At 66.3% G+C, this 21470-nt stretch carries 21 protein-coding genes, 1 tRNA gene and 1 pseudogene; 6 read left to right on the plus strand and 17 right to left on the minus strand.

What is annotated here, in order from left to right; all coding sequences use genetic code 11:
• Positions 1–93: 93 nt before the first annotated feature.
• Positions 94–702, minus strand: coding sequence for a ScbR family autoregulator-binding transcription factor (locus FHX72_RS04180; RefSeq protein WP_068479132.1), 609 nt, complete (start codon positions 700–702; stop codon positions 94–96).
• A 127-nt stretch (positions 703–829) separates the two neighbouring features.
• On the opposite strand from FHX72_RS04180, the gene FHX72_RS04185 reads away from it, so the two are divergent.
• Together FHX72_RS04185 and FHX72_RS04190 are read left to right on the plus strand one after the other, a co-directional pair.
• Positions 830–904: transfer RNA gene (locus tag FHX72_RS04185), tRNA-Ile, on the plus strand.
• A gap of 46 nt (positions 905–950) precedes the next feature.
• Positions 951–1295, plus strand: coding sequence for a thiamine-binding protein (locus tag FHX72_RS04190; RefSeq protein WP_068479182.1), 345 nt, complete (start codon positions 951–953; stop codon positions 1293–1295).
• A 6-nt stretch (positions 1296–1301) separates the two neighbouring features.
• On the opposite strand, the gene FHX72_RS04195 is transcribed toward FHX72_RS04190, so the two are convergent.
• Positions 1302–1595, minus strand: a complete 294-nt coding sequence (locus FHX72_RS04195) for a helix-turn-helix domain-containing protein (RefSeq protein ID WP_183623147.1) — start codon at positions 1593–1595, stop codon at positions 1302–1304.
• Positions 1596–1672: 77 nt separating this feature from the next.
• Here FHX72_RS04195 and map point away from each other — a divergent pair, with 77 nt between their 5' ends.
• On the plus strand, positions 1673–2455 hold the full coding sequence (gene map, locus FHX72_RS04200) for a type I methionyl aminopeptidase (RefSeq protein WP_183623149.1): 783 nt from the start codon (positions 1673–1675) through the stop codon (positions 2453–2455).
• A 16-nt stretch (positions 2456–2471) separates the two neighbouring features.
• Here map and FHX72_RS04205 read toward each other — a convergent pair whose 3' ends face one another.
• Together FHX72_RS04205 and FHX72_RS04210 are read right to left on the minus strand one after the other, a co-directional pair.
• Complete coding sequence (locus FHX72_RS04205) at positions 2472–3725, minus strand: glycosyltransferase (RefSeq protein ID WP_338110043.1); 1254 nt, start codon at positions 3723–3725, stop codon at positions 2472–2474.
• Positions 3726–3847: 122 nt separating this feature from the next.
• On the minus strand, positions 3848–4858 hold the full coding sequence (locus tag FHX72_RS04210; protein ID WP_082805608.1) for a DMT family transporter: 1011 nt from the start codon (positions 4856–4858) through the stop codon (positions 3848–3850).
• A 65-nt stretch (positions 4859–4923) separates the two neighbouring features.
• Between FHX72_RS04210 and def the strand changes: the two genes are divergently transcribed.
• The gene (gene def, locus FHX72_RS04215) at positions 4924–5499 is read left to right on the plus strand and encodes a peptide deformylase (RefSeq protein WP_068479144.1); all 576 of its coding nucleotides are present in this window, start codon (positions 4924–4926) and stop codon (positions 5497–5499) included.
• Positions 5500–5714: 215 nt separating this feature from the next.
• On the opposite strand, the pseudogene FHX72_RS04220 reads toward def, so the two are convergent.
• Positions 5715–6734: pseudogene (locus FHX72_RS04220) on the minus strand (IS110 family RNA-guided transposase); the annotation flags it as partial.
• Positions 6735–6970: 236 nt separating this feature from the next.
• Here FHX72_RS04220 and FHX72_RS04225 point away from each other — a divergent pair.
• Positions 6971–7249 carry a hypothetical protein gene (locus tag FHX72_RS04225; protein WP_068479146.1) on the plus strand — a complete coding sequence of 93 codons (279 nt, stop codon included), beginning with the start codon at positions 6971–6973 and terminating at the stop codon, positions 7247–7249.
• Positions 7250–7276: 27 nt separating this feature from the next.
• Here FHX72_RS04225 and hutI read toward each other — a convergent pair whose 3' ends face one another.
• The 11 genes from hutI to FHX72_RS04280 form a co-directional block, all read right to left on the minus strand.
• Complete coding sequence (hutI, locus tag FHX72_RS04230; protein WP_068479149.1) at positions 7277–8434, minus strand: imidazolonepropionase; 1158 nt, start codon at positions 8432–8434, stop codon at positions 7277–7279.
• Positions 8431–9774, minus strand: coding sequence for a formimidoylglutamate deiminase (locus tag FHX72_RS04235; RefSeq protein WP_183623153.1), 1344 nt, complete (start codon positions 9772–9774; stop codon positions 8431–8433). Before FHX72_RS04235 ends, hutI begins: the two co-directional genes overlap by 4 nt.
• Positions 9771–10982: an allantoate amidohydrolase gene (locus FHX72_RS04240; protein WP_183623155.1), complete on the minus strand. Its 1212-nt coding sequence runs from the start codon at positions 10980–10982 to the stop codon at positions 9771–9773. Before FHX72_RS04240 ends, FHX72_RS04235 begins: the two co-directional genes overlap by 4 nt.
• On the minus strand, positions 10979–12637 hold the full coding sequence (gene hutU, locus FHX72_RS04245; RefSeq protein WP_183623157.1) for a urocanate hydratase: 1659 nt from the start codon (positions 12635–12637) through the stop codon (positions 10979–10981). Before hutU ends, FHX72_RS04240 begins: the two co-directional genes overlap by 4 nt.
• Before the next feature lie 51 nt (positions 12638–12688).
• Positions 12689–13366 carry an IclR family transcriptional regulator gene (locus FHX72_RS04250; protein WP_183623159.1) on the minus strand — a complete coding sequence of 226 codons (678 nt, stop codon included), beginning with the start codon at positions 13364–13366 and terminating at the stop codon, positions 12689–12691.
• Between the two features lie 150 nt (positions 13367–13516).
• Positions 13517–14044, minus strand: coding sequence for a HutD family protein (locus FHX72_RS04255; RefSeq protein WP_068493254.1), 528 nt, complete (start codon positions 14042–14044; stop codon positions 13517–13519).
• Between the two features lie 38 nt (positions 14045–14082).
• A complete protein-coding gene (locus FHX72_RS04260) occupies positions 14083–14688 on the minus strand; it encodes a hypothetical protein (protein WP_068479165.1) in 606 nt (201 codons plus the stop codon).
• Complete coding sequence (locus FHX72_RS04265; RefSeq protein WP_221186708.1) at positions 14685–15890, minus strand: glutathionylspermidine synthase family protein; 1206 nt, start codon at positions 15888–15890, stop codon at positions 14685–14687. The genes FHX72_RS04260 and FHX72_RS04265 overlap by 4 nt, the downstream gene beginning before the upstream one ends.
• Positions 15891–16002: 112 nt before the next feature.
• Positions 16003–17493, minus strand: coding sequence for an SGNH/GDSL hydrolase family protein (locus tag FHX72_RS04270; protein ID WP_183623161.1), 1491 nt, complete (start codon positions 17491–17493; stop codon positions 16003–16005).
• 697 nt (positions 17494–18190) lie between these two features.
• Positions 18191–19255, minus strand: coding sequence for a M23 family metallopeptidase (locus tag FHX72_RS04275; RefSeq protein ID WP_183623163.1), 1065 nt, complete (start codon positions 19253–19255; stop codon positions 18191–18193).
• Positions 19256–19405: 150 nt separating this feature from the next.
• Positions 19406–20053, minus strand: a complete 648-nt coding sequence (locus tag FHX72_RS04280; RefSeq protein WP_244963972.1) for a D-arabinono-1,4-lactone oxidase — start codon at positions 20051–20053, stop codon at positions 19406–19408.
• On the opposite strand from FHX72_RS04280, the gene FHX72_RS04285 reads away from it, so the two are divergent.
• Entirely contained in the window at positions 19955–21271 is a 1317-nt protein-coding gene (locus tag FHX72_RS04285; protein ID WP_420892889.1) for an ISL3 family transposase, read from the plus strand. The two genes, FHX72_RS04280 and FHX72_RS04285, sit on opposite strands and share 99 nt — an antisense overlap.
• Positions 21272–21318: 47 nt before the next feature.
• Here FHX72_RS04285 and FHX72_RS19330 read toward each other — a convergent pair whose 3' ends face one another.
• Positions 21319–21453, minus strand: coding sequence for a hypothetical protein (locus FHX72_RS19330; RefSeq protein ID WP_276510446.1), 135 nt, complete (start codon positions 21451–21453; stop codon positions 21319–21321).
• Positions 21454–21470 lie beyond the last annotated feature (17 nt).

The following is a 21470-nucleotide window of genomic DNA, read 5'->3' on the forward strand; positions in this document are numbered from 1 at the left end:
CGCTCATGCCCTACTTGAGACTGATCTTTGTCCGAAGACCCGGACGCGAGCAACGCAGACACCGCCCCTCTGATAATGGGGCGGCACCTCGGATCAGGACTGCGCGGCCGCCCGCCCCGGGGTCGCGAGCGTCACACGGTGGACCGCCCACATCTCCCGAACGCGATCGGCAATGCTCCTGCCATCGTTCAGATCATCGATGAGCAACTGAATTCCGACGAGGTTCGCCAAAACCTGCCAGGCAGCCGCATCCACGTCGATGTCGTCGCGGAGGGCGCCAGACTCACGAGAAGCCTGCAACGCTTCCTTGGTCACTTCGAGCCAGAGGTCGAACGGGCGAGGCAGCTCTTCCTCGATGAGTTCACGTTCCCGGACGAGCCTGATGGTCGCGCGAATGAGCGCATCGGACTGGAAGCGCTCCGCGATTCTGATCATGAGCGACTCGAGCTCATCCAGCGAAAGTCCGCGTGCGCGGGACGCCGCGATCTCCTCCTCCCACATCACCGACCAGTTCGCCGTCACCGCCTGCGCGAGGAGCGCTTTCGTCGGAAAGTGGAAGTAGACCGTGCCCTTGGTCATGCCAAGGCGGTCGGAAATATCGCTGAGTACCGTGGCGGCATAGCCGTTGGCCTCGAACTCGAGCGACGCCGCTTCGAGAAGCGCCTGCCTCGTCTGCGCTCGCTGTTCAGCTCGCTTCATCATCCCCTGCTTTTCGTGCATGCGGAATCGACGTCGACCCCGCCTGTGGGGCCTCAGTCTAGACCTGAGAGCGTTCGCCGGGTCGCCTGGCGCACGCAGGAGTGAAATCTGGCTAGAATCGACAGCGCTTGGGGCGGTAGCCAAGCTGGTTAAGGCATCCGGCTCATAACTGGACGATGCGTGGGTTCGAGTCCCACCCGCCCTACTCAGGTCTCTGCACGAGGGCCCACCGGCGTGGCACGATGGTGGGCATGATCGTTGCCTTCTCTGTCGCCCCCAGCGGAACTCCGAGCCCCTCAGCCCCGTCTCCAGGGGAGGGCGACGCGTCGCTCCACAACGCCGTCGCCGCTGCGGTCGCCGTCGTGCGCGCATCAGGGCTCCCGAACCGCACCGACTCGATGTTCACGACGATCGAGGGTGACTGGGATGAGGTCTTCGCGGTCGTCAAGGCGGCGACGGAGGCTGTCGGGCAGTTCGGGAGCCGCGTCTCCCTGGTGTTGAAGGCAGACATCCGGCCGGGGCACACCGGCGAGCTCGACGGCAAGGTCGAGCGCCTGGAAGCCGCACTGGAGGCTCGCGAGGAGCAGTCCAGCTAGACGGCGTCAGCCGGCGGCGCGCATCCCGGTGCCCGTCGCAGCCTCGGCTTGGCCCTCAGGCTCGCTAATCTGGGACCAGATCTCGTCGAGCGAAATCGACAGGACCCCGGCAATCGCGGCGATCGTCGAGAACGCAGGCGTCGCGACTCGGCCCGACTCGATCTTGCGAAGCGTCTCAGGCGACACTCCGGCATCGAGCGCTACCCGAAGCATGGAGCGCTCGCCACGCGCACGGCGCAGGAACTCGCCGAGGCGCTCCCCGCGCTCGATCTCCTCGGGGCTGAGCGGAAGTCTGACCATGACCCGATACTAATCCGGTATATCTTTACCGGGATACTTATTGGGGCACGTCGTGGCCTCCCGGCGAAAGGCACCGCATGATCGAGATCCTCAACGAAGCAGAACTCTCACGAGCAGCAGTCACCGGGCAGCTCGTCGGGACGATCCTGCACGACTTGAAGTCGAGGATCAGAGTCGGCACCAACCTGCTGGAGGTCGACCGTTGGGCGAAGGCCATGATCCTCGAAGCCGATGCGACCTCGTGCTACATCGACTACGAGCCTTCCTTCGGACGCGGTCCGTTCGGGTACTACATCTGCGTCGGCGTGAACGATGCCGTCCTCCACGGGAAGCCTCACGACTATCAGCTTGCAGACGGCGACCTCCTCACGCTCGACCTCGCGGTAGTCAAGGGCGGCGTGGCTGCCGACGCGGCGATCAGCTTCATCGTGGGCTCGACACGGGACCCCGCTGACGACGCGCTCATCGATTCCACCGAGCGCGCGCTCGCCGCCGCGATCGCCGCAGCGCGTCCAGGTGCACGAATCGGCGACCTCTCTCACGCGATCGGCAGCGTGCTCGCCGAAGCTGGCTACGAGATCAACATGGAGTTCGACGGGCACGGGATCGGCTCGACGATGCACCAGGACCCGCACGTCGCCAACGACGGTCGCCCTGGCCGCGGCGTGCGTCTTCGCAGCGGGATGCTGCTCGCGATCGAACCGTGGGTCATGGCCGACACAAACCGACTCGTCACCGACGAGGACGGCTGGACCCTGCGTAGCGCGACGGGATGCCGGACAGCCCACACCGAGCACACGATCGCGATCGTGGAAGACGGGGCGCGCGTCCTGACCCTGCCGGCGTCGCCGACGACCTGAAGCAGGCGGGCGCTGGTCAGTCGAGCGAGTGGTCCTGCTCGTTGATCGAGTCCCGCGCGACTTCCTTCACCGAGGCGCCCCGGTAGAGGCGCTCGAAGAGCTCGAGCGTGCGATCGATGTCGTGCATGCGCACGAGGTCGAGACCCGCGCGAGCCATCTCCTCACGCTCGGAGGTCGAGAGAGCAAGCGCCTTCGAGAGCTTGTCTGCGAGGTCGCGTTCGTTGTTCGGCTCGAAGAGGAACCCGTTCTCGCCGTCGTGCACGAGGTGTGGCAGCGCCATCGCATCGGCTGCGACGACTGGCTGCCCCGAGGCCATAGCCTCCATCGTGGCGATCGACTGCAGTTCCGCGATCGATGGCATCGCGAACACGGAAGCTCGCGTGTACATGCGACGAAGTTCCTGATCGCTCAGGTACCCGTGGAAGGTCACTCGATCGGCGAGACCGAGCTGCTTGGCGAGCGACTGCAGGTTCTTCTTCTGGTCTCCCCCGCCGACGATGTCGAGCTGCACGTCGGACGGGAGCAGCGTGAGGGCTCTGAGCAGCACATCGATCTTCTTCTCTCCGGTGACCCGACCCACGAAGAGAATGCGCTTGGGCTCGCGTGGCGAGAAGTCGAATGTGTAGTCGGACGTTCGGATGCCGCACGAGATCGCGAGCACGTCTGAAATGCCGCCGTTCGCCTCGAGAAAGTCGGCTGCGCGGCGCGTCGGGGTCGTGATCGCGGATGCTCGGCCGAGCGTCGAGCGCGCATCTTTCCACCAGATGCTCGCCGCGAGACCACGGAGCGCCTGCGGCAGCAGCGAGTGGTCGACGAGGTTCTCGATCATGAGGTGGTTCGTGCCGATGATGCGGATGCCGCGCTTCTCGGCTTCGATCGCGACTCCGCGGCCGATGATGACCGCCGACTGGAAGTGCACGACGTCGGGACGGACCTCGTCGACCACGCGCTGCGACTCGGAGCGGATGTGCCACGGGGGTGCGTAGCGCAGCCAGTCGTGCGCCCACCAACGGTGAGACTTGAGTCGGTGGGCGGTAATCTTCTGCCCGTCGTACTCTTCCATCCAGGTGCCATGACGCCGACTGGCTGCCGGGACGATGACGTGCACGTCGTGCCCACGCGCGGCCATGCCGGAAGCGAGGTGCTCCGTGAACTTAGCGGCGCCGTTGACGTTCGGTGTGAAGGTGTCCCCCGCGATCAGGATCTTGAGCGGCCGCTCGCCGTCAGCTGCGACAGCGGTGGTGCTTGTTGAATGACCTTCATTCGGCACGGGGTGGTGACCTCGATCTCGTTTCGGGGGCTCGCGACAGATTGTGGTCGTCGCTCGCGGAATCTCACGTCATGGTACTCGCCGCGCCCTGAGGTGCGGCTTCAGCACACGCTGGACAGCTGCTATTGCTCGGTGACTCGCGCCTCTGCGTCGCTGTGACGTCCCTCGAGGTCGAGGGCTCCGCGCCCCTCGACCGCGTTCCGTCGAACGGCTTCGACCTCGGCGTCCGTCTGCCCGCGCTCGAGCACGAAGACGCCCGTGACGGCGATGGCGCCAGACACGATGAACATGAGGTAGGCGTACCAGGGGGCTGCGCTCGCTTCCCCGAGGACGGCGATGGCAATGGCGACCGCGATGATCGGGTCGATCACCGTCAGTCCTGCGATGACCATGTCCGGCGGGCCCGACGCGTAGGCGTTCTGCACGAAGTAGCCACCGACCCCCGTTGCGACGAGCAGCGCGACGAGGCAGATAAGGGTGAGCCACTCGAAGTTGTCGTGCTGGATGCGGTTGATGGTGATCTTCGCGAGCGTCGCGACGAAGCCGTAGATGACACCGGCCCCGAGTACGTAGATGAGTGCCTTGAATCGCTTGCGCAGCAGGAAGAAGCCGGTTCCGAAGACAACGACGACAACTGCGAGCACGACGAGCACTGTTGCGACCTGCTCGTCGGAGATCGCCTTTTCCTTGGCGAAGAGCGCCGCGACGGTGACAAACGCGCCGACGCCGATGATGCAGAGGGCCACTGCGAAGATCTTCACGTTCGGGAGTCGCTGCCTGATGGCCCGCGCTGTCAGCAGCGTTGTCAGGAGCAGCGAGACCACTCCGAGCGGCTGCACGACGATGATCGGCGTGAAGACGAACGATGCGAGTTGCATGACGACGGCAAGTCCGAGCATGACCGTGCCGATGACCCAGGAGGGTCGACTCACCAGCGCGAGCAGGTGCTTCAGGTTCAGTCCGGCTGCGCCGCTTGTGCCGCTTGCGGCTTCCACCTTGCTCACGCCGCGATGCTGGTACATGGCACCGAGTGACATGAAGACAGCACCGATCAAGGCGAGTGGGATGCCGATCATCTGGACCGGAGTGAGCCCTGGGAGCACTGCCAGATCACTGAGGGGTGCGATGGTCATGATGGGCAATCCTATTGTGCGGCGCGCGTCGTGAAGGGATGTTGACGCGAAGATACGCTGATGGGATGACAACTCTCCCAATTCGCATCTACGGCGAGCCCGTCCTCCATGAACCCGCAGTACCGGTCGACGGGGTCACGGACGAGATCCGCGAGCTCGTCGCCGACATGTTCCAGACCATGGATGCGGCACCGGGCGTCGGCCTCGCTGGCCCCCAGGTCGGCGTCGGCAAGCGACTCTTCGTCTACTCCTACGAGGAGACGGACGGCACAATCCGCCGTGGCGTGGCCATCAACCCGGAGTTGTACGTGACGCCCGCTGAGCCCGAGTCGCTCCTGGAGCTCGACGACGAGCTCGAGTCAGAGGGGTGCCTGTCGTTCCCTGGCGAGCGCTACCCGTTGCGCCGATCCGAGCGTGCCCTGCTGCGCGCCACCGATCTTGAGGGCGAGCAGTACGAAATCGAAGCGGAGGGCTGGTTCGCGCGCATCCTGCAGCACGAGTTCGACCACCTTAACGGCATCATCTACGCCGACCGGCTCGAGCACCCCTGGTACAAGGACGCGTTCAAGGTCATGCGGAAGCGCAGCTGGGGCGGGCCGGGCAAGAGCTGGCTGCCCGGCGTGGACGACCTCGAGGGCTGACCGCGACCGGTCAATGATGCTCCTATTGGTTGTCAAGCCGCGGTGAGCCATTCTCGGTAGGTGTTCGCGAGGTCGTCGTCGCGGTGCGTGCCGCGCTCGAGTTTCGAGATCGTGGCGGGCCAGACGTTGAAGTGTTCCGCGACGGTCGTGAGGCTCAGTTTCCGTGCCTGTCGCAGCGGGCGAAGGTCATCGGTCACTGGGACCTCGACGATCGTGGTGAGCAGGGTGAACACCTCGCGCGCGAGCGCTCGCTTCAGGCAACGGATGATCTCCTTGTTGCTGTGGCCCAGCGCGCGTTTACGAGCGACGTAGTCGCGCGTGCGGGGCTCGTACGACATACGAACCAACGCGATCCGGTGCAGCGCGGCGTTCGCTTGCCGGTCCCCGCCTCGATTCAACCGGTGCCGGTTCGTCTTGCCGGACGAGGCGGGGATCGGGCTGACCCCGGCGAGAGCCGCGAATGAGGCCTCGCTGCGGAGCCGGTCCGGATTGTCGCCCGCGGTGACCAACAACTGCGCAGCCGTGATCGTGCCGATGCCTTTCGCCGCGACAAGAGCCGGGTTCGCGGCCGCAGTCAACGCCGCCAGCGCTTGATCGAGGTCGCTGACCTCCTCGCCCAACAGCTGGTGACGCCTCGCGAGCGATCGCAGGCCCTGCCCGACCGCGGCGAGTAACGGATCGGTCGAGAGCCGCAACCGGGCCAGCGCCGCGATCAGTGCCTTGTCGCCCAGCGACCGGTAACGCTCCCGGATCAGGTCCGGAGCCGTGACCAGGAGAGACTTGATCTGGACTATCGCGGCGGTGCGCGCCTTGACGGCGCTGCGACGCGCGACCAGCAGATACCGGATCGCCTCGACCTGCCCGGCCCCCGCTTTCGGTGTCGCATGCTCCTCCTGGGCGAGCGCCGTGCGGGCAGCGGCGTAAGCATCCAACGGGTCGGACTTCCCGCGCGTGCGACGGACCTGTCGATTCGGGCGCAACACCTCAGCGACCCCGAACCCAGCCTCCCCAAGATGACGCGCCAGCCCAGCCCCGTAGGAACCGGTCCCCTCGACCCCGACGCGGACGACCGTCCCGAACGCGGCCATGAACGCGGCCAGCGCCGCGTAGCCGGCCGGTGTGGTCGGGAACTGCGCATCACCGAGTTGTTTCCCGTTGGAATCGATCACCGCGGCATGATGCGTGTCCGCGTGCGTATCGACACCCGCGAAGATTTTCTCGAGTCTTGTTGTCATGATGGTCCTGCCCTTCTTGATCGGATCGGCAGCCGACCGGGCGGGCAGACAGGACGTTGATGGGGCCTCTTCGACCAGGCTCCTATGAGGTCATGTCCGCCTGGTCGGCGCACTCACAAAGCGCCCCGTCCCAGCCGACGGATCAAAGCAAAGACACGAAGTCAGTCGGTGGCAGAGTCAGACCAAAACGAGGCCCTATAAGCATCAACGTCGGTGGCCCCTGCGAGGGTTCCGACATGACCACAGCGCTTGACGACCCCATCGAGGTCGAACTCGTCGACGAGCTCCCTTCCGTCTTCTGGTGGGAGCGCTTCGCCTACGTCGTGCACGGGCTGCCGCAAGCCTTCTACCGGCGGGTGCAGCAGCGTTGGTGGGCCGGCGAAGGAGACCCGTCCAGGCTCGACACCGAGTTCTGGCGAGTCAGTGCGAGCCGAGACGGGCATGACGGCGAGGAGTGCCTGTACGACCTCCGGCGGGATCCTGACGGCTGGCGACTCGTGCTCAGGTGGGAGTGACGGGCTCCCAGCAGCGCTGAACGGGAATCAGGCGATGGGCGCCCCCGCCTGCCAGACGGCCTGGGTGAGCTGCATGCCGGGCCGGTACGCGAGGTGGGTGACCGAAGGCGCGTCGAGCACCTGCAGGTCCGCACGGAAACCGGGAGCCAGGGCTCCGATCGGGAGCGCACCCTCGTGCCTACCCAGGGCTCGCGCGCCACCCATCGTCGCCGACCAGACGGCTTCCTGCACGGTCATGTGCATCTGCAGCACGGCGGTGGCTACGCAGAAGCCCATCGAGGTTGTGTACGAGGTCCCTGGGTTGCAGTTGCTGGCGAGTGCGACGGTCGCGCCGGCATCGATCAGGGCCCTCGCGGGTGGGAAAGGCTGTCGCGTCGACAGATCGCAAGCTGGCAGCAGCGTCGCCACGGTCGTGGATGCTCCGAGGCGTTCGATGTCATCAGCATCAAGGAAATTGCAGTGGTCGACACTGGCTGCACCGAGCTCCACGGCGAGCTTCACCCCGGGCCCCGGACCGAGCTGGTTGCCGTGGACGCGCAGACCCAGGCCCGCGTCGAGGCCGGCCTGCAGCACTGCTCGCGACTGGTCCTCATCGAATGCTCCCCGCTCACAGAACACATCGATCCAGGTCACGTGGGGGCGCACGGCATCGAGCATCTTGCCCGTGACGAGCCCCACGTAGTCATCGGCGTCCCAGCCGTCTGGCACGACATGGGCGCCGAGGTACGTCACGTCCTGCGATACCTCAGCCGCGAGGCGGGCCGATCGCTCTTCGGTCTCGACATTGAGCCCGTACCCGGTCTTCGTTTCCAGCCACGTCGTACCCCCGCGGTTCGCTGCGCGGACACGCTCGGCCATGAGCCCTCGCAGTTCCTCGCTGCTCGCGGCACGGGTGCGCTCGACCGACACCTTGATGCCGCCGGCCGCGTACGACTCTCCTGCCATGCGCGCCGCGAACTCGGCGGACCGGTCTCCCGCGAACGCGAGGTGGGTGTGCGAGTCGACCCACCCAGGCAACACGGCGCGGCCGTCGACGTCGACTCGCTCGTCCGCGGCGGGGGCGCGCGCGCTCGGGCCGATCCACGCAATCCGTTCACCGTCCACGACGAGTGCGGCGTCGTGCAGCACTCCCTCACCACCGTTGGTCGTGAGTTCCCCGATGTTCGTGAAGACGGTCGAGCTCATGAGGTCCCCTCTGGTCGTGGCGCGGGATCGCCGGCGAAACCAGCCAGCTCAGCTGCGGCGTGCGCGAGCCGCGCTGCGTCACTCGTGCGTTCGTAGACAACGCGTCCCGCAACGATCGTACGGAGCACATCGCTCCCTGTCCCGGCAAGCACGAGCTGCGCAGGCAGCGCCCCCGCTGTGCGAACGGAGGCCGCGTCCACCTCGACCAGGTCGAGCAGGCCGCCGACAACAGCGGGCGCCTGCAGCCCAAGCGACGAGTAGCCGGCCGTCGTACCGATGCGCAGGAGCTCCTGCGGCGAGAAGCGGCCTCGCGTCTGCGAACGGAGCCTCTCCCCCGCTTCGAGGCCGCGGAGTTCCAGCAGCGGGTCGACAACTGCGTTCTGGTCGGAGCCGACCGCCAAGCGAGCGCCTGCCTCGACGAGTTCCTTGGCGGGGCCTATTCCGTCACCGAGGTCCGCTTCCGTGGTCGGACAGAAGACGGCGTGCACGCCGGCCTCGCCGAGCAACAGGATGTCATCTTCGCTCAGGTGAGTGGCATGCACGACGCTCAGCCTGCTCGAGAGGGCACCGGATGCGGCGAGCACCTCAGTTGGGGTCCGCCCGTAAGCCGCCAGGCTCTGCTCGTTCTCGGCGACCTGCTCTGACAGGTGAATATGGAGCGGCACGTCGGCTGGCAGGCCGAGGACGATTTCGGTGATCGCCGTGGCAGGCACGGCTCGCACCGAGTGGATGGCGGCACCGAGCACGACGTTCGGGTGCTCAGCAGCAAGGCGTTCCCGCAACGCGGTCCACCGCTCGAGCCAACGCCCGACGTCGACGTCCCCGAACCTCCGCTGCTCCGGCGCGAGCTCCTCGCCGATGGAGCCCGTGAGGTAGCAGGTATCGAGCAGCGTCAGGCGAATTCCCGCCGCGCTGGCAGCTCGCGCGAGCGCCAGTTCCATGTCGTGATCGGGATACGGCTCGCCATCAGCGTGATGGTGGACGTAATGGAACTCTCCGACGGCGCCCCATCCGCTCGAAACCATCTCGGTGAAGCTCGCGGTGGCGATCCGCTCGAGGCCCTCCGGAGACAGGGCGCCCGCGATGGCGTACATCTTGTCGCGCCACGACCAGAACGTGCCACCGTCCGCGTGTGTCCGCCCGCGCAGCAATCGGTGGAAGACGTGCGAGTGTGCGTTGCCGAAGGCGGGGAAGACCGTGCCGAGCACGAGGTCGCGCTCGCGAGCAGGTACGCCCACCTGCTCCTCGGCGACCACGCCTGCTTCGTTCCTGAGCCGAACGGACCGAAGCGTGTGGCCACCGCGCACGAGCGTGTCGATCCAGACCCATCCGACGCTCATCGCAGCACAGCCCTCAGCGTGGTCAGGAGCGCCTCGACGCCCGCGACGATATCGGCGTCGCTGGCTCCTTCGCTCGGCGCGTGGGAGACGCCGGTCGGGTTGCGCACGAAGAGCATCGCCGTCGGAACGTGCGCTGCAAGCACTCCGGCGTCGTGTCCAGCACCTGTTGGCAGCGCCGGCACTCCTCCGAGCTCGGCGGCGAGCCTGTCACGAAGCGCAGGATCGAACCGTACCTCGTCGCTGTACGACTCCTCAGTGATCGAGAGTTCGCATCCTTCTGCCGCAGCGGCCTCCCTCAGTTCGGCCTCAATCTCCCCCACGATCTCGCGCGTGTCCTCGTCGCGTTCGGAGCGCACGTCGAGCCAGGCAGCGACTCGCGAGGCGATGGCATTCGAACCGCCTGGCACCGGAACGAGCTTGCCGACCGTGGCACGCGCGCCTTCCCTGCTCGCGGCGGAGCGCCTGGCCGCGAGTATCCCGGCGGCGACGGGGACCAGCGGATCGTGCCGGTCGGCCATCGCCGTGCTGCCGGCGTGATTGCCCTCGCCGCGAACGTCAATGCGCCAACGTCCGTGCTCCAGGATGCTCGACGCCACCGCGATCGCCTGCCCGAGAGGTTCGAGTGCACGCCCCTGTTCCACGTGGAGCTCGATGAACAGGCCGATGCGCCCCAGCGCCTCGCTGTCCTGGCCGATGTGCTGGACGTCGAGCCCGAAGGCTGCTGCAGCTTCCCCGAACGTCAGGCCATCACCGTCGCTCAGGGCGAGGGCACGCTCTGGCGAGAGCTGGCCCGTCATGAGGCGGGAGCCGAGGCACGCGACCCCGAAGCGGGCACCCTCCTCCTCCGCGAAGACGACGATCGCGAAGGGGCGAGTGGGTCGGTAGCCCTCCGTCTGCAGCAGAGCCACCGCGTCCAGAGCCGTCGCGACGCCCAACGGTCCATCGAGCGCGCCACCGCCGGGAACCGAGTCGAGGTGGCTTCCCGTCACAACCGCATCCGGCCCGGCTTTACCCCACCACGCCCAGATGTTGCCGTTCCTATCGACCTCGAGGTCGAGCCCCAGCCCCAGCGCGCGCTCCGTGAACCAGTCGCGCAGCGCGCGCTCGGCGTCGTCGAACACGTGCCTCGAGAAGCCGCCCCGCTTTTCGTCGACGCCGACGTCGGAGATCTCGTCGAGGAGCTGGAGCGTGGTGCGCCGCTCGGTCACTCGCCCTCCCACATCGGGACGCGCAGCCCACGCTCCCTCGCGATGTCGGCTGCGTGCTCGTAGCCGGCATCGACGTGGCGCATGACTCCCGTTCCCGGGTCGTTGGTGAGCACGCGCTCGATCTTCCGCGCCGCGAGCTCGGTGCCGTCGGCCACGATGACCTGCCCGGAGTGGATGGACCTGCCGATTCCGACGCCGCCGCCGTGGTGCAAGGAGACCCAGGTTGCGCCGGAGGCGGTGTTGAGGAGTGCGTTCAGGAGAGGCCAGTCGGCGATCGCGTCCGAGCCGTCCTTCATCGACTCCGTCTCCCGGTAGGGGGAGGCAACGGACCCCGAGTCCAGGTGGTCTCGACCGATCACGATGGGCGCGGAGAGCTCGCCCGAGGCCACCATCTCGTTGAACTTGAGACCCGCAAGATGGCGTTCCTTGTAGCCGAGCCAGCAGATACGCGCTGGTAGGCCCTCGAAGTGCACCTTCTCCCCCGCAGCCTTCACCCACCGGTGCAGTCGCTCGTCATCGGGGAACAGCTCGAGGATCGCTCGGTCGGTCGCGGCGATGTCGGCCGGATCGCCAGAGAGCGCCGCCCAGCGGAACGGGCCGCGCCCTTCCTCGAATTGGGGGCGGATGTGCGCTGGCACGAACCCCGGGAAATCGAAGGCACGCTCGTAGCCACCGAGCACCGCCTCAGCGCGAATCGAGTTGCCGTAGTCGAAGACCTCGGCACCAGCGTCCTGGAACTCGACCATCGCCTTCACCTGCTTCGCCATGGATGCGCGTGCGCGCTCGGTGAAGCCGACCGGGTCGCGCTCGGCCTCCGCCTTCCAGTCCTCGACGCTCACGCCCTCTGGCAGGTAGGCGAGCGGGTCGTGTGCGCTCGTCTGGTCCGTGACCATGTCGATGGGGACGCCACGCTCGAGGAGCAGCGGGAAGATCGTCGCGGCGTTGCCAACGACGCCAACCGATCGGGGCTCGCGGGCCTCCTTCGCTGCGAGCACTCGCGCGATCGCATCGTCGAGGTCGTGCGTCATCTCGTCGAGGTACCCATGCTGAACGCGACGCTCGAGGCGGCTCGCGTCGACGTCGACGATCAGGACGACACCCTCGTTCATCGTGACGGCGAGCGGCTGGGCGCCGCCCATGCCGCCAGCTCCACCCGTGAGGGTGAGCGTTCCCTCGAGCGTTCCGCCGAAGCGCTTGTCAGCTGCGGCCGCAAACGTCTCGTAGGTGCCCTGAAGGATTCCCTGCGTTCCGATGTAGATCCAGGAGCCCGCCGTCATCTGGCCGTACATCGTGAGTCCGGCAGCCTCGAGGCGCCGGAACTCCGGCCAGTTGGCCCAGTCCCCGACGAGGTTCGAGTTGGCGATCAGCACTCGGGGAGCCCACTCGTGCGTGCGGAAGACGCCCACCGGTTTCCCTGACTGGACAAGCAGCGTCTCGTCGTCTTCGAGCGTCGTCAAGGTGCGGACGATCGCGTCGTACGCCTCCCAGCTGCGGGCCGCTTTGCCTGTGCCGCCGTAAACGACGAGGCTCTCCGGGTGCTCGGCCACTTCAGGGTCGAGGTTGTTCATGAGCATTCGCAACGGCGCCTCGGTCTGCCAGCTCTTCGCCGTCAGCTTCGTCCCGCGTGCCGCCCTGATGTTCTCGTGCGTGTTCATCTGCAATTCCCTTGCTGCTCTCGGATGAGGTGAAGTCTCGGTACTGCTTGCTCAGCTGGGTGTGGCGAACTCAACAGCTGGCTCTGCGCCCAGGCCGCTTTCGACACTGGCTGTCGCTGCGACGAGGAGCCGCCCGTAGCGCGTGATCTCGGTCTTGTTGATGCGGTAGCTCGGGACGAGCAAGCTGAGCGAAGCGATGACACGTTGCTGCAGTGCGATCGGGGCGGCGATGGCGGTGACATCCTTCTCGATACCCCGTTCGATCGTCACGTAGCCTCCTGACGGGGTCCCCCCGCGAAGCACCTGTCCAGACGCCGAGCCTTCGAGCGGAATGGTCCGACCGACCCAGTTCGTGTGGCGAACAGATTGGCTCCCCTCGTGGATTGCGATGTAGAGCGCCTGGTCCGCGTGGCCTTCAACGCAGAGGTAGACCGACTCCCCCGTCGCTTCAGTGATCTCGCGCATGACAGGCGCACACATCAGCACGAGATTGTCCTTGGATAGCGCCTGCGCACCGAGCTGCACGATGCGACTGCCGGCATGGAAGTCGCCCGCCTCGTCGCGCCGCACAAATCCAGCGGATTCAAGCGTGCGGAGGAGTCGCAGGGAAGTGCTCGCGGAGAGATCAGCGAGGCGCGCGCTCTCGGCGAGACTCAGGCTGCCGCGTTCGCAGACGAACGCGAGCAGGGACAGCGCTCGCTCGACTGTGCGGGTCGATGATTCGGTCAACTTACCTCCTTCGTTGCAGGCAAGCTCCGCGGGGAAGAGACGAGATAGAAGGCCGAGCCTACCTCCACACAGTAGAACGCATTTGCCACTGAATGGCAAGCAGTGGCCACTGCGTGGTCCTTTCGACTCCAAGCAATCGGATGGCCCCGGTCAGCCGACCTCGTGAACGACGGCGAGCAAGCCCATCCCGGTGAAACCTTGGACGTCTGCACCAGCCGGGAGAAGCACCGTGTCGAGAGGGCCGAGTATCGATCCGGCGGCATCCAGAGATCCGCTCAGGACTACGGCGGCCATGGTCGCCTTCGGTAGTTCCCCCGAGCTGCGGACGGCAGTCAGCTCGAGTTTCCGTGCCCCCACCGGGTAGATCAGGTTCAGGACCCGTGACGACGCCGCAGTCGATGCGCCTTTCACACGCTGTTCACCCGAGAACCGCACCTGCTCCCCATGACCGAGACCAACCTCGTCGCCGTCGATCACAAGTTGCACTGGCTCGATAGCGAGCTGCACTCGCTGAGTGTCTGGAATGACAGAGAACTCGGCCTGCCGCTCGATCGTGGCAATGCTCAGCGCCCAGCCAGCTCCGTCTTGCACGGACTGGATGGTGCGCGTCATCCCCAAGCCGTTGCGCCAGGGCTTCGCCTCGAGGTCGGCGTAGCGGATGACTCTCGCGGTCGTCATGCACCCATTTTCACGCACTGGACACCCGAGTAAGCCTCTCAACCACCCGTCGAGCTGCCGCCCCCACCGCTCTTGCCCTTGACGCTCGACCCAAAACCCGACTTGCCGGTTGAGCCGAACCCGCTCTTGAGGGGTGCGCGCGAGCCGACCGTAGCGCCGGCCGGGGCCTTCTGCGCAACGTCCGAGTGAGCGGAAGAACCGGAGGCCGCGAAGCCGCCGGATGTGACGGGAGCCCACGAGCTCACCCGAGTGCTGTTCCAACGAGACGAGGCGAAGAGCACCGGTCCAAGCCAGAGCGCGGAGCTGTAGTGCGTGCCGTAGCTGCTCGACGACTCGCAGAGCGACTCCGCGTCGCCCTCGACCTGCTCACCCTGCTGCTCGAGGAGCTGGATCTGCTCATTCACGTCCGCAAGGCAGTCCTCTTTGGACTTGTAGGTCGGGCGCTCGGCGCCTTCGGGGAGTACGTAGTTCTCGCCGTCTGCACCCTCGACGACGATCCCCTCGTCTGGGACAGTGCTACAGCCGGCGAGGAACATCATCGCGGCGGCGATTCCCATCGCGCCCACCGTCTTGGGCGCGGAGGGCCGTGTGATGCCGGTCAAGCTGATGCCGCTGCTGCGGCGAAGCTTCGGTTCGTAGGTCATGGCCGCTCCTCCCGGTCGGTGATGTAGTGCGGCACGAACTCGGCAAGGTCGCCCGTGATCGGACCGCTCGTCTCCCGGACATCGATCCCTGCCGGGGCCTCCCCCACGACCCAGGAGCCGACGATGACGGTCTTGCCATCGATATTGGCGAGCTGGGCGCGCTCCTGGTACACGAACCCTTCCTCACCATAGTCGCCGCCGTTCTCGGCAGTCTTGCGCCCGACGAGGTCGTAGATCGTGACGTTCGCGCCCTCCCGGCCCAGCTTCGGCTTCTCGACATAGGCCTTGCCGCGGAGACGCTCAGGGGTTGCGTAGGCGGCCAAGAGCAGCGGATGCTCGGGGAAGAGCTCCCACAGGACGACGAGGAGCTGCTTGTTCGAAAGCAACATCTTCCAGATCGGCTCGACCCAGGCCGTTGTCGCGCGCGTCGTAGGGAAGTACTGCGCGAACTCCTCGCGCACCATCCACTCCCATGGGTACAGCTTGAAGATGCGGTCGATCCGCTCGCCGTCAGCGTCGACGAAGCCGTGGGAAGCCTCATCGAACTGGACGTCCTCCATGAAGATCTGCTTCACTTCGAAGCCGGCGAGACGCGCCGTCTCCGCCATGTAGCTCACCGTGTCGGCGTCTTCGACGATGAGCTCGCCGTCGCCGTCGTCGTGGAGGGATGCCAGGTGCAGCCGTGCCCCCTGGGGCAGGAACCATCGCTGCACGCGGATGTGCACCCACTGCTCCACGAGCAGTTCGTGCAGCAGATTGAACTGATCGGCAGCCTCGCCGCGTGTCTCTACAAGCCACTGCCACTGCGCCGCGGCAGACTCCACGAGCGACGTCGGGGTATCCGCGTTGAACTCGAGCAATTTGATGGTGCCCGCGCCGTCGTAGGCGAGGTCGAATCGACCGTAAACGGTCGGGTCGTCTTCATCCCAGGACTTCTCGACGAGGTCCCAGAGCTCCACGGGGATGCCAAACTCCGCGAAGCGGCGGTCGCGCACAACACGCTCGCACGCCTCCATGCAGAGCCTGAAGAGCTCGGCCGTCGCACGCTCGAAGTCGTCGATCTCGTGGCTCGAGAACCCGTAGGCGGCTTCCTCCTGCCAGTACGGGCGACCGCCCTCAGACTCCATGTCGTAGAACGTGAAGCCGATGGAGTCAAACCTCGCGCGCCAGTCGGCCCGCGGAGCACTGTACGTGCGGATCAATTTTGGCCCATCCCTGCTTCTCTCGATTCGCTGCCGGGCGCCACCCGGCGGCTCCCCAGCAAACACTAGAGCCCCTGCACCGTGATTCCCCGGAGAACTTCCCCCGCGTCACCTACCTGATCGTGAATTCCTGACAGCCGAGGTTCGTCATGTTCGACGCCGACTCGATTGCGACCGCGCAGGCCGAGTGCCTGCCGGGTGAGAGCGACGCCGCCGCCCAGAACCCGTGCTTGCCGGCGACACCGAGGCCGGGCGATGGCAGGTCAGCAGACACCGCATGATGCCAACTGCCGTCGATGAGAATGGCCACCGAGATGGATCTGCTCGGAGTGCTTGGGGCGAGCGCCCAACCGTAGAAAACCTTCACTCGACCGGACGCATCCGCGAGAGCCATCTGCCCAAGCGGTGCGGCCTGCTTTACGACGGTGACCGTCTGACACGGCGGAAGGCTGTTGTTACCTGCACCGAAACCAACCCCGACGGTGCAGATGAAGTGGTCGCCCAGGCTCAGCTCGAAGGTCATCGAGTACCCATGAGCACCAGGAATACCGTACGCGTGCAGGTTCGAGGATGCCCGATCCGCGCTCGTCGCGTGCCATTTGCCGTCGACCGTGATGCCGACGGGGATCGTCGTGTACATGTCCGAAAGATCGAACGCGTGGCCGGAGACCGTGACACTGGTGCCTGAGACCCTCACATTCGCAGTTGAGTTCACGTCGAAGCGCTTCACTGCCTCCGAGTACGTGTAGCCATCCTTGACCCACCTCGAGAGGTAGCGGCCGGCGGTCGTCATCCCAAGCGGGTTCATGTGGGTGGAGTCGTCCGGCGCCATCCAGAACGACTTCGGCATGAGCCCGACGCCCATGGAACCGTAGTCGGCGGCTGTGGGCACGCGTCCAGCATCGGTGAGCGCGCCGTTCAAGAGGTAGTCGGAGAGAGGGATGGCCCGCTCGCCATACGTCTGTCGAATCCAGGCGTTCACCTGGTTGCGGTTGTTGTTGAGCGGGTTCGAGTAGTCCCAGCGAGGCGGAAGCTGGATCACGTACGCCTTGGCGCCGACGGCGGTGTGCGCCTCGACCACCTTGGCGATGACCTCCTTGACTCGCGCAGTGTCTTCGATGCCGTTGGCACCGATCCAGAGCACACTCGACGATCCGGGAAGCGGCGTCTCGAGCGAATTGATCCGCGTGCCGGCGGCCACCCACAAGGGACTGCCCGACCCGCTGCGGGTGAACTTCCAGTGCAGGCTCGCGTCCGCGAGGTCAGGGAAGTGCGTGATCTTCCCGCGGATTCCGCCGATCTCGACGTCGAACGTGATCCGCCCCAGGTACCTCGAGTCCATGGGCAGACCAACAACATCCCCGAGGTTCACTGAACCGGAGCCCGGCACGAGGATCGTCTTCGAAAGGCTCGTCTGGTAGACGCCCGCGATCGTGCCGATGGCGACCGGACCGATCGACCCAACCCCGTAGTTCCGGACGTTCCATCCGGGCAGGTACGTACCAAGATGGCCGCCGCCGCACAGGTAGTCGATCGACGAAGAGCCGTAGCACTGCACGGTCGTCGGACTGGACTGACGCGACTCAGGGGTCGCACTCGGCACAGGCGGTGCGGTGGCCGTCGGAGGCGTGCTCGGCGCGGTTGGAGAGGCGGGGCCCGCCGTCGTCGGCTGCTGCAGGTCCTCATTCGCACTCGGACCTGTCGACGCCGGCGGAACCTCCGCATCATCCGTTTCGGAGGGTTGGGGAGACGGCGAAGGCGCGACAGCTGTGGGGGCCGCGGTCGGGGCCGCCGTGCCCGTGGGCGGCGTCGTGGCCGTCTGCTGCGGGGATTGAACAGCACCGTCGGTCAGCTGACCATCGAGGGACGGGTCCGAGACTGGCGGAGTGGACGTCGGACTCGCCACAGCCGGTGTGAGAGGCGCAACCAAGAGGGCAAGGCTGAGCACAAGAACCGTGAGTACTTGCTTCGCTGCGGACCGCATCCGGGATTCCTATCGTCGTGCTGGAAAGGCAGCAGGACGAAGCTCGGCGGCAATGCCGGCGCGGAAGATCGGGCGGACGGCACGCTTGTGAGCATGCGGTCACCAAATCAGAAGTGAGCCCTGCGATCCCCCTGATCGATCCCCCAGCGGCGCGAGAGTCTCTCAGAGCTGGACCGCGCCAGAGGAGAAGTTAGCAGGCAATCGCTCGCCTCGATTCCCCGGGGAGCTCACCGATCAGGGATTTGCGCGGCTGATCCGAGTATCAGGACTCGGGGGTCTCGCCCGGGGCGACCGAGCTTGAGGTGGCGGTTGACGCCTAAGGGGCGGGCTCGGCCGACTCCGACGGCACTGGCTTCGGGGACTCGGGTTCCGGCTCGGTGCTCCCTGGTGCCGACGGGGTCGGGTTGGGCGACGTGCTCGGCGAGGTCGAGGGCGCCGGGTTCGGCGTCGTCGTGTTCCCCGGAGGCGTCGAAGGCTGCGCGCTCGGAGACGGCGTGGCTGTGTCCGGCACTGCTGCCGCGGGCGGAACGTACACGTCCGCCGGAGGCACCCACCCGTCGTCCTTCTGCGGGTCGCCAGATGGCGGGCTCCAAGTCGGTGCCTCGCCGAAGATGTCGACTGCGACACCGTCTGCGTACTTGTTGAGGAACTTCTGCGGGTCGACATGAGTTCCGTCGACGATCGTCTCCAGGTGCAGGTGCGGCCCCGTGGATGCGCCGGTATTGCCGAGCAGGCCAACGAGCTGCCCCGTCTTCACCTCGTCCCCGACCTTGGCTGCGGGCGATCCGGCGATCAGGTGCCCGTAAACGGACCGAACCTGCAGGCCGTCGATCCGGTGCTCGACAACGACGTGAGCACCGAGCCCCCCGCCGTCGGTAGGATCGGACTCGATGACGATGCCGTTGGCGATGCTTCCGACTCGCGTGCCCTGCGGGCCGGCCATATCGAGACCACGATGGTTCGAAGAGCAGCCAGAGCAGGGAGCATTGCGCGGTCCGAAGCCGTCGGAGATGCGCACGAGGCTCATGTTGACGGGCCACTGGACACCTGGAGCTACGCTGCCGCCTGTGGCACCGGCGGCGACGTTCTGCACGACCGGTACGTCCCGGGCTCCGATGAGCTGTTCCGGCACCGTGCCCGAAACCGTGTAGGTGACGCCATCCGCTTCCTTGGAGCTCACGACAGGCACCGTCGACTGACCGTCGTCCACGGCCCCCGTCACCGCTGCGGCACCAATCGTCGCGGCAGCGATCAGTCCGAGCGTCGCGGCGACGACCGGCACGGCGAGAAGCCTGGCGCGGCGGCGCTCTTTCGCGCGGCGGGCACGGCGGCCAGGGAAATCGAGGTGGGTGACGGGCTGAGCGGTGGATGACTTCGGCAAAGGAGTCTCCTGCGGTTGGTGCTTCAAGGGCAACGTGTCCGAGTCTAAAGAGCACTTTGCGAATGCGGAAGAGTCGATTTTGAAAGGCAGGAGAGAAACGGCCTCGAGAACTGCGCGATCCGGGAGCGGCCAGCCTCGGTTCCGCTCACGTCAGATATCAAGCACACGCTCGCTGAACGGTGACGCAAATTTTCGGTCGGGATCGAACTCCGTCACGAGACGGCAGAATTCCGGAAGGCGCGGATAGAGGTCGCTGATCGCGTCGCGATCAAGGGAGCTGAGTTTGCCCCAGTGCGGGCGGGCGCTGAACGTCGTGAGGCTCCTCTCGATATCGACGAGCAGTTCAGCTACGGCACCTGGGACCTTCTTCCAGGTGAAGGCGATGCAGAGCACGTCCTCGCCCTGCGTCGGGCTCAGCCAGAGACCATCGCCCGCTATTGTCCTGAGCTCGCTGACGTGTAGCAAAGTCAGGAGTCGCGGAGCGTGAGCGCGGACCGCCTCGAGGGTTGCTCCCGCGTGCCGGAGAGGCACGAAGTGTTCGCTCTGCAGTTCCGAGCCGACACTGGGCGTTGAGGCGATAGGAAAGTGGCTCTTGGGACATCCGGTGGGGTGAGGCTCGCCGGGTGAGGTGTGGCGGTCGGGGTCGAGGTCCCCGAGGATCAGAAGCGCTAACTCACTGATCTTCACGAGGACCTCAACGTGCTTCACCCTACTTCCGTGCGCCCTGACGTGCGCTCTTCCTGTCCGTGTTCCCGCTGTGATCTGTTGCTCGGCATCGATGGTGTGCATGTCGAGCATGTCGACCGCCGTGATGACGTGTTGGTGGTGACGGTCTCGAGCCCCGCGACGCCGGCCGGGTGCCCGTCGTGCGGTGTCATCGCGACTGGACGAGGGCGTCGACGACGAGTACTTCATGATGTGCCCGGCGCGACGCGAGTGCGCATCTGGTGGCGGCAGCGCGTGTGGCGCTGTGACGAGGAAGACTGCGCGCGGAAGACGTTCGTGGAGCAACTGCCGACCCTTGTCGCGCCGCGAGGATCGATCACGAAGCGCGGCATCGACTGGGCGCTCTGGCAGCTGCGCCGCGAACACGCCACGATTTCGGGGCTTGCCCGGCAGCTGGGCACGTCGTGGAAAACGGTATGGCGGGCCATCGAACCCCGACTCATCACGCTCGCCGCCGATGAGTCCCGGTTCGAGAACGTCACCACCCTCGGTGTCGATGAGCATGTCTGGCACCACGTCGATGCCCGCAAGCGGGGCCCGAAAGAGCTGACCGGCATGGTCGATCTGACCCGCGACGTGCACGGGAACACCAAGGCCAGACTCCTCGACCTCGTGCCCGGCCGATCGGGGAAGGTCTACGCAACCTGGCTGGGTGAGCGAGGCGACGCCTTCCGGAAAACCGTGGAAGTCGCGGCGTTGGATCCGTTCGCGGGCTACAAGACCGCGATCGATGACCAGCTCGACGATGCCGTCGCGGTGCTCGACGCGTTCCACGTCGTGAAGCTCGGCACCGCGGCCGTGGACGAGGTCCGACGCCGCGTCCAGCAAGACACCCTCGGACACCGCGGCCGCAAGGGCGACCCGCTCTACGGCATCCAGACCATCCTCCGCGCCGGAGCGGAGAACCTCACCGACAAGCAACACACCCGCCTGACCGCGGCGATCGATGCCGACCCCGCCCACGATGAAGTGTTCATCGCCTGGCAGTGCGCGCAGCAACTACGCTCCGCGTACCGCCAGAAGCATCTCACCGAGGGGCGCAGAATGGCCGAGCACGTCACCGACCGGTTCCATACCTGCCCGATCCCCGAGATCGCCCGCCTCGGCCGGACCCTGCGCCGGTGGCGGTCAGCGTTCCTCGCGTACTTCACCACCAACCGCGCGAACAACGGCGGCACCGAAGCCGTGAACGGCATCATCGAGCTCCACCGACGCCCCGCCCGCGGCTACCGCAATCGACACAACTACCGACTCCGCATGCTCCTCGCCGCAGGAGGCCTCACTTCATGACCCCCACCCAATGTCCGAAGAGCCTGATTGGTTGGCCCGGACGCCGGTCAGCGGGAGCCGCTGCTTCGGAGCAGTTCATCCACGCGCGCGCGGTCGATCTCGAGAATGAGGGCGATGTCGCTGCTGGCGTAGCCCTCACGGTGCATCGCTGCCACTGCAGTCGTGAGGCGTGTGTCGGCCACAAGCTGCGCATGCTCCG

The organism is Pseudoclavibacter helvolus, assembly GCF_014191305.1.
GTDB classification, from domain to species: Bacteria; Actinomycetota; Actinomycetes; order Actinomycetales; family Microbacteriaceae; genus Pseudoclavibacter; species Pseudoclavibacter helvolus.